This window comes from Lyngbya sp. CCY1209, from assembly GCF_035615495.1.
GTDB lineage: Bacteria > Cyanobacteriota > Cyanobacteriia > Cyanobacteriales > Microcoleaceae > Limnospira.
This window is the reverse complement of sequence record NZ_JAJENU010000577.1, coordinates 1-1051: the sequence shown is the minus strand read 5'-3', so window position 1 is coordinate 1051 and position 1051 is coordinate 1. Positions and strand designations below refer to the sequence as shown.

2 protein-coding genes are annotated in these 1051 nt (G+C 46.4%); both read right to left on the bottom strand.

Translation table 11 applies throughout. The annotated features are described in order from the left end of the window. Nucleotides 1-277 precede the first annotated feature (277 nt). Entirely contained in the window at nt 278-484 is a 207-nt protein-coding gene (locus LKE08_RS20665) for a type II toxin-antitoxin system HicB family antitoxin (RefSeq protein WP_324706143.1), read from the bottom strand. Further along, entirely contained in the window at nt 481-705 is a 225-nt protein-coding gene (locus LKE08_RS20660; protein WP_324706142.1) for a type II toxin-antitoxin system HicA family toxin, read from the bottom strand. The genes LKE08_RS20665 and LKE08_RS20660 overlap by 4 nt, the downstream gene beginning before the upstream one ends. Nucleotides 706-1051: the final 346 nt, after the last annotated feature.

Below are 1051 nucleotides of genomic sequence, written 5' to 3'. Positions count from 1 at the left end.
CAAAAAAACGCGATCGCTCCATCTTGTCCCCCCCTTTTTAAGGGGGGCTAGGGGGGATCAAATCACCCCAAAAAAAACGCGATCGCTCCATCTTGTCCCCCCCTTTTTAAGGGGGGCTAGGGGGGATCAAATCACCCCAAAAAAACGCGATCGCTCCATCTTGTCCCCCCCTTTTTTAAGGGGGGCTAGGGGGGATCAAATCACCCCAAAAAAAACGCGATCGCACATTGATACTTTGGTGTTGGGTTTCGTGCCTCAACCCAACCTACAGCTACAGCTATGCAAATTTTAGAATCTGTGGTTTGGGTAAAGGTTTATTCTCTTGATTGTAAGCATACACCAAATCTTCCAAAACTTCCCGAGCATTTTTCAGCGCTTCTTCATAGGTTTCACCGTGAGTTTTTGCGTACTCCCCCCACTCAGGTAAACTCGCAATATAAGCACTATCTTCCTCAGACCATTGAATTAAAATGCTATATTTCATGATTCATCCTCTTTCTCTAACTGTTCTAATTTTTGAATGGCGGCTATAACATCTTTTTCTTGATAAGGTTTGGCATCTTTGCTGTCTTTCCCGGAAATGACAATCGGATTGGGAAACTGGGGATGAACCCAATAGGAATGACTTCCTTTCCCACGTTTCGGTAAAAGCGCAAAACCTGATTTTTGCAGCATTTTCTTTAATTCTCTGATCTTTTTGGGCATTTGGCAACATTAACAAACTTATCTGAGTCAATTGTAGAGAGTCTGGTGTTGGGTTTCGTGCCTCAACCCAACCTACAACTCGGCGGGATAACCGGGTGAAAAACCATCCCGCTGGGGAATTAGATGGTGGGTTGGAAAAATGCGATCGCTCCATCTTGTCCCCCCCTTTTTAAGGGGGGCTAGGGGGGATCGAATCACCCCAAAAAAAACGCGATCGCTCCATCTTGTCCCCCCCTTTTTAAGGGGGGCTAGGGGGGATCGAATCACCCCAAAAAAACGCGATCGCTCCATCTTGTCCCCCCCTTTTTAAGGGGGGCTAGGGGGGATCAAATCACCCCAAAAAAAA